Source organism: Pseudarthrobacter polychromogenes, assembly GCF_014644495.1.
Lineage (GTDB): Bacteria > Actinomycetota > Actinomycetes > Actinomycetales > Micrococcaceae > Arthrobacter > Arthrobacter polychromogenes.
In genome coordinates, this window is the sequence record NZ_BMKU01000019.1 from 35808 (window position 1) to 41964 (window position 6157).

Annotated in this window: 7 protein-coding genes; 5 read left to right on the top strand and 2 right to left on the bottom strand. The window is 63.1% G+C overall.

What is annotated here, in order from left to right:
• Window positions 1-7 precede the first annotated feature (7 nt).
• From IEX43_RS19565 to IEX43_RS19585, 5 genes are read left to right on the top strand one after another with little or no spacing between them, the layout of a single operon-like run.
• Window positions 8-292 (top strand): hypothetical protein, encoded by a 285-nt coding sequence (locus IEX43_RS19565; protein ID WP_188813839.1) that lies wholly within the window; start codon window positions 8-10, stop codon window positions 290-292.
• A complete protein-coding gene (locus IEX43_RS19570; RefSeq protein WP_188813841.1) occupies window positions 285-875 on the top strand; it encodes a hypothetical protein in 591 nt (196 codons plus the stop codon). Before IEX43_RS19565 ends, IEX43_RS19570 begins: the two co-directional genes overlap by 8 nt.
• Window positions 876-888: 13 nt before the next feature.
• On the top strand, window positions 889-1503 hold the full coding sequence (locus IEX43_RS19575; RefSeq protein ID WP_188813842.1) for a hypothetical protein: 615 nt from the start codon (window positions 889-891) through the stop codon (window positions 1501-1503).
• Window positions 1500-3974 (top strand): family 78 glycoside hydrolase catalytic domain, encoded by a 2475-nt coding sequence (locus tag IEX43_RS19580; RefSeq protein ID WP_188813852.1) that lies wholly within the window; start codon window positions 1500-1502, stop codon window positions 3972-3974. The genes IEX43_RS19575 and IEX43_RS19580 overlap by 4 nt, the downstream gene beginning before the upstream one ends.
• A gap of 16 nt (window positions 3975-3990) precedes the next feature.
• Window positions 3991-4587, top strand: coding sequence for a hypothetical protein (locus tag IEX43_RS19585; RefSeq protein ID WP_188813854.1), 597 nt, complete (start codon window positions 3991-3993; stop codon window positions 4585-4587).
• A gap of 21 nt (window positions 4588-4608) precedes the next feature.
• Here IEX43_RS19585 and IEX43_RS19590 read toward each other — a convergent pair whose 3' ends face one another.
• Both IEX43_RS19590 and IEX43_RS20385 read right to left on the bottom strand, forming a co-directional pair.
• Complete coding sequence (locus IEX43_RS19590; protein ID WP_188813856.1) at window positions 4609-5694, bottom strand: glycosyltransferase family 4 protein; 1086 nt, start codon at window positions 5692-5694, stop codon at window positions 4609-4611.
• A gap of 29 nt (window positions 5695-5723) precedes the next feature.
• Window positions 5724-5909 carry a hypothetical protein gene (locus tag IEX43_RS20385; protein WP_229666556.1) on the bottom strand — a complete coding sequence of 62 codons (186 nt, stop codon included), beginning with the start codon at window positions 5907-5909 and terminating at the stop codon, window positions 5724-5726.
• Window positions 5910-6157: the final 248 nt, after the last annotated feature.

Here is a 6157-nt window from a genome sequence, read left to right on the forward strand (position 1 = left end):
ACCCAGAATGGGCAAGTACGAAGCCGCCACGGACAAGCCATGGTGGGCGCTGCACACCGACGCACTGGTCCGGGCTTGGCGCACCCTCTACACCGGCTTCATCCTCGATGCCCTCGTCCTCATCGGCGGGGGCATCGCCAACCTCATGCTTGAGCACGAGGTCACCACTGAGGCTTTCTGGATCAGCCTGCTGATCCTCGTCACCAAGTCCTTCCTGACCGCGCTGGGATCCTACCTGCTCCGGCTGAAGGTAACGCCCAAGAACCTAAAGGAGGCGGCCACAGGTGACTGACTACCTCTACGACCTGGACATCTGCTTTGACCCGGACAACCCCAACAACATTGTCCGCGGGGGTCTCATCGAGATCTATGACGCCAACGATTTGGAGGGCACCGCTCTCCTCGCGCTGAAGGACACCTCTGGGAACCCGATCCCAAACCCCATGATGTCCAACGAATACGGCGTCATCGGCCGCCGCATCGCCCCAGTGCCCCAGTGCCTGTGGAAGTCCGGACAATTCTCCGGTGTCTTCAACTCCTACAAAGGCCTTCGGGATGAAGCTATTGCGGCAAGGGCAGCAGCCGAAGAGGCCCGCAACTTCGCCGAAGCAGCCGGCACCGGAGCGGCCGAGGCAGCTACGGCCCAGTTGGAGACAGCGAAGACTGCGGCAACCGGCGCCGCCGCATCAGCTGCAACGGCGCTCGCCGAAGCAGCGGCGGCAAGGACAGCTGCTGAAAACGCCGCCGCCGCAGCAAGTGGCGGAGGCGTGGCGATCAAGCCAACGGACCCAGATGTACTCATCGTCAGCACGAAAAACGACGGAACCGTGGTCATCAAACCATCCGATTCCGATGTACTAACCATCACAACCTAAGGAGCCCGCCAGTATGGCAACTCGTGATGTACCCACCCTTGATAGCTCCGGCCGGATGTATGCCAAGCACCTGCCTCAGCGAGTCGCTGAGGCAACCCAGTTTCAGGGTTACATCGACCCGCTGAACCGGGACGTACTCCAGCTTTCGTATTACGACACCAACGCTGCAGACCTCGTCGGGGATACGGTACTCGCCGACATCCCCGCCGTGGACCCTGCCCAAGCAGTCCTGACGTCACTGCGCACGGTGGTGCTAAAGGACGGCAAGGTACCGGCGGCAGTCCTGCCGGCGGTAACCGGCGGCACTGGCGGTTCAGTCTCCGGGACGTCGCGTAAGGATCTCGTCCTCGGAGCGGGGTTCACCAAGCCATCGTGGGGTCGCCAGCCGAGTTTCACTGTGCTCCTCGGCGAGGCGCACCTCGCCGGGCACTTAGCCCCCGGGACATCAGATTTCATCGTGGGGGCTGTGATCGCCACAGGCGGCACTTGGGCGGCGGGTATCAAAGCCATAGCCGCCACTGATACCGGCCGCGTCCTTCTGCGGTCCACCGCCACCACACTCGAAATCGACTCGATCCTCACGGGCTCGGCCCCGGCGTGGTTGTCTCTGGACGGGGTGATTGTGTGATCGTTTCGGCGACCTACCTGCCTGGGGCGGGTACCACCAAGGGGATCGATGACCCATCACCAATCCTCGCTTGGCGCCTCAGCTCGACGGTCCCAGGCGACAAACAGACCGCCTTCGAACTGCAGGTTGGGACCACGCTGGACGGATCGGACTTTTTCATTACCGGAAAGCAGCTTGGCACGGCTCAGGAGTTCGAGCTGACCAAACCTCTCACCTCAGCCACCCAGTACTACTGGCGGGTGCGGGTATGGGACGAGACAGACACGGTGTCGGCGTGGGCCCATGGAACGTTCGATACCGGGCTGTGGTCCGTGGCGGACTGGAAGGGCGCTAAGTGGATCGGCAAGGCTGGCACTCAGGCCCCGCAGCTACGCAAAGCGTTCACCACGACGAAGGCTGTTGCCTGGGCACGCCTCTACGTTGGCGCCGGGGGATACGCCGAGGCGAACGTCAACGGCATCCGGGTATCGAATGCTTTGGAGCCCGGCTTCACCAACTACGACAAGCGCGTCCAGTACGTCGCCCACGACGTTACCGCCCTCATGAACACCACGGACCATGTTGTCTCCCTGACATTGGGGCGCGGCTTCTTCGGCTGCACTACTGCTACCGACTGGGGGTGGAACAACACGCCATGGTGGGGTCATCCCCGCGCCATTGTCCGTCTGTTCATCCGCTATTCCGACGGCACCAGCGAGAGCATTGTTTCCGACGCATCGTGGAAGGCATCCACCGGGCCCACGACCGCGGATTCCGTTTACCTCGGGGACTACTACGATGCCCGGCTGGAGACCAGCGGGTGGAAGGCGGCCGGGTTCGACGACTCGGCATGGACCGCAGCTGAGCTGCTCACGGCGCCCAAGGGCGCCTTGGTGGCCCAGATGCAACAGCCGATCCGGGCAGGCGCGGACATCACCCCAGTAAGCGTTGTGCAGCGTGACGCCGACACCTGGCGCTACACCTTCCCCAACGTACATGTCGGCTGGGTGCGCCTCTCAGCCACCGCCACCGCCGGAGACCTGTTCACCATTGAGTACGCGGAGAACCTGAATGCGGACGGCTCGCTGAAGATCACTGCCTCCGAAATCGAAGGCACCATCAACACCGACAAGTACACTGCGGCAGGCGGCGCCTTCACTTGGGAGCCGCGGTTCTCGTACAAGAGCTTCAACTACGTGGACATCACAGGGCCGGTACAGCCGGACACGGTGGTCGGAGTGCCGGTCTGGACGGACTACGAGGAGACGGGGACCTTCACGTGTGCCAACGCCACGCTGAACCAGATGCACAATATGTCCCGGCAGTCCTTCCGGATCAACTCGCACGGGTTCATCACCGACACGCCGCACACCGAGCGGAACGGCTGGCTCGGCGATGCGAACGTCATGGCTACCTCCGCGATCTACAGCCTGGACATGCACAGCTTGTTCAAGAAATGGCTCACGGACATGGCAGACAACCTCGACAAGGACGGCCTGCTCACTGTCATTGTGCCCACCAGTTACCGCTTCATGGGCGGCACGAGGGCCCCGGAGTGGTGCGCTGCCTTCCTGCTGATCGCGTGGAAGCTGTATTCCTTCACCGGGGACGTCAGCTTCATCAGCCAGAATTTCGAGCGGATGCGGGCCTACGTTGACTACTGGGTAAAGAACCCGGCCATCAACGCATGGGACTCCGCCTTCGGGGACTGGTCCAGCCCGTCGGGGAACTACAACGACGGCGGCAAGGACATGGTCGGAACCACGTTCGTGATTCAGTCCGCCAGGGCTCTGGCGGACATGGCTGATGTGTTGGGCAAACCGGATGTGGCGGCCATCTACCGCGACCGGGCGGCGGGAATCATCACCGCGCTGAATGCGAGGAACATGGATCCCGCAACCGGCGTCTACAAGCCCGGCCCGGACTACACGGGAGCAATGAAGCAGACGCCCACGGTGCTGGCACTCAAGCACGGGTACGTGCCGGCAGGAATCCGGGCGTCGGCGGCCGCAGCGCTGGAAGCCAACGTCCGGGTGACCAACACGAATCACCTCACTACGGGGATCCTCGGGGAGGAACATCTCCTCGGGGTGCTCTGCGAGGAAGGGTTCACGGACACCGCCTATGCGGTCGCTTCCCAGACCACCTTTCCGGCATGGGGATACTGGGCTTCACTCGGCGCTACAACCACGTGGAACGGGTGGGGATCCAAGAACGGGCAACGCACGCTGTCCCACCACATGCACGGGGCCTACCTCGCATGGCTCTACCAGTACCTGGCCGGCATCAAGGTCACTTCCCGTTCAACGGTGGAGATAAAGCCCTACCGCCCCGCGGCGCTGCCCTCTGTCTCCGCCTCGGTGAAAACACCGAGGGGGACGGTAGCGGTGGCGTGGGACGCGACGGCCATCACCATCACCATCCCGCCCGGAATGACCGCCACCTACAACAACACGACAATCCAGTCCGGCACCACCGTCATCAACTTCTAAGGAAAGAGAGAACACCATGGCTTACAACCTCCCCACCAACGTCACCCCCGGCTCCGGCGGACACACCGCTCTGCACAACCAGACCAACGTCGCAGTCAACGACCTCGACACCCGTACCGCCGGGCTGGAGGCAAACTCGCCGGCATCTATCTTCATCCCGGCCACGGCCTTCGTGATCGTCTCCGGCGCCCCCACGCTGACCGGCGCGGCCCCCGTGGCATACCCCCGCTGGCTGCTGGACCCAGCGGCCACCGAGATCGTCAACACAGTCATGCACCCGCCACTGGGATGGAACACCGCCAAGGCTCGCCTGTACTGGTCTGCCGAGTCCACCCAGGCCGGAAACGCCATGATCCAGTTCCGGGCCCTGCCGGTGAAGGTGAATGGCGAACTGCTGAACACTGGCGAAGGCACCCAGTCGCTGACCCTGGACGCGCCGGACCAGTCAGTGCTTGCAGTCAACGATTTCGCAAATCCGATCAACCTTGCGACTGTCGATCCGGCCAACCGTCCACTGCTCCAGTTCAGCATCCGCCGCATCGGCGGTGACGCGCTGGACACCTTCCCGGCCGACATCAGCTTCATCGGACTCTCGCTGATCAAGGTCTCCTAGCCGGAGCCACGGGGCATGGGCTCAGAGCACGGACCGGACGATGTCCTCGTGCTTCTGGGCCCATGCCCGCACATCATGCTCCACGGCCCATCGGCGCACAGCGGCACTGCGCTCCGGGCTAATGGACTCGAGAAGGGCCTCCGCCCAATCCTTCGCCGTAGCGTCAGAGGGGAGAACGAACCCGCCGCTCGCAGAGACGGCGCTCAACGCACCGGACTGCCCGTCCGTAACGATGGGAACGCCGTGGGCAGCAGACTCGACCATCGTTGTCGTGGGGTAGCCCTCGCTGGCCCCCGTGGACGTAAAGGCCATGACATCGGACGCGCGGTAGAGCCGGCCAGTGTCGGAAACATGGCCAAGGACGCGGACGCCAGTCACGCTGGAAGCATCCTGCACGACGGCCGAGTGCAGGGGGCCATCCCCGGCAATCAACGTAACGCCTGGCCACGCAGCCGCCAGTTGCACGGCGAACCGGGGCCGCTTACTCTCGGCCAGTCGGCCAATCCACAAAAGCACCGGCAGCCCGTCTGGGATTCCCAAAGACTCACGGGCTGCAACTTTCTCAACGTCGGAAGCCGGCTGAAGTGCCGACGTGTCAACCGCGTTCTCAATCACTTCAATGCGAGGCCCTGGCCCCACAACCCGCCGCACGTCATCGGCGACATCGGCCGAAACGCAGATGATCACAGCCACGCGCTTCGCCGCCTCCCGGTAACCGGCGGCCAGCAGGGCGCCCTTAGGTCCCCGCAGGAATCGACCGTGCTCCGTCCACACCACAGGCGCTCGCCGCGCGAGCAGGTCCGTGAAACCGATCTGTTCGCGCTTGTATTGCACATGGAAATAATCCGGTGACAGGTCCTCGATGGCTTCCTTCAACTTGCGGCGCTCGCCGCTGAGCTTGAGCAGGCCGGTGGCCATCGTCTTGCCGCCCCACTTGGGGCTGAGGGTCAGGGGGATCCGGTCCAGTCCGGCGTCATCCCATGTGGGGATGCCGCCCACCATGATGGGGGAGTGGCCGTCCTGGGCAAAGGTCCGGTAAAGCCTGGTCAGGTAGGCTTCCGCGCCGCCGGGAACGGTGGAGTGAGAAACGATTGCGGGTGTGAGCATGTGGCCAATCTTAGGGGCAGCTGTCGTAGTCATTTTCCGAACCTCTGTTGTGCGGCCTGCTTGCTGATGCCTATCACCTTTCCGATCTCCGTCCACGAGGCACCCTCGTTGCGTGCCAGTTGCACGTATCCGTGGAGCCGGGCTTCCTCCTGTTTGATCGCTTTGAGGGGCCACCCGATGGCCTCCAGCGCTTCCTGTTTTTTGTCTTTTGCCATGCGTCAACTGTAGGTTGACGCCCCTCCGGTCGTCAAGTTTATCTTGACGCCAATGGTGGCCTATCTGGTGGCCTATATTCCAAATGACCCCGCACGTAGACGCATGTAGACGCACGTAAGTTCCGCGTGATTCCGGGGGTTTTGCACCTAGCCGCACCACCCCGCACGTCCTGACGTCGGACTTAAAATCCGCGTGTTGTGGGTTCGAGTCCCACCTGGGGTACTAGGCATCGTGAACAAGGCCAGGA

Excerpts from the sequence above, each read along its gene's own strand:
- IEX43_RS19585 (WP_188813854.1), top strand. The coding sequence starts at position 3,991 with ATGGCTTACAACCTCCCCACCAACGTCACCCCCGGCTCCGGCGGACAC.
- IEX43_RS19590 (WP_188813856.1), bottom strand. The coding sequence starts at position 5,694 with ATGCTCACACCCGCAATCGTTTCTCACTCCACCGTTCCCGGCGGCGCG.
- IEX43_RS19575 (WP_188813842.1), top strand. The coding sequence starts at position 889 with ATGGCAACTCGTGATGTACCCACCCTTGATAGCTCCGGCCGGATGTAT.
- IEX43_RS19565 (WP_188813839.1), top strand. The coding sequence starts at position 8 with ATGGGCAAGTACGAAGCCGCCACGGACAAGCCATGGTGGGCGCTGCAC.
- IEX43_RS20385 (WP_229666556.1), bottom strand. The coding sequence starts at position 5,909 with ATGGCAAAAGACAAAAAACAGGAAGCGCTGGAGGCCATCGGGTGGCCC.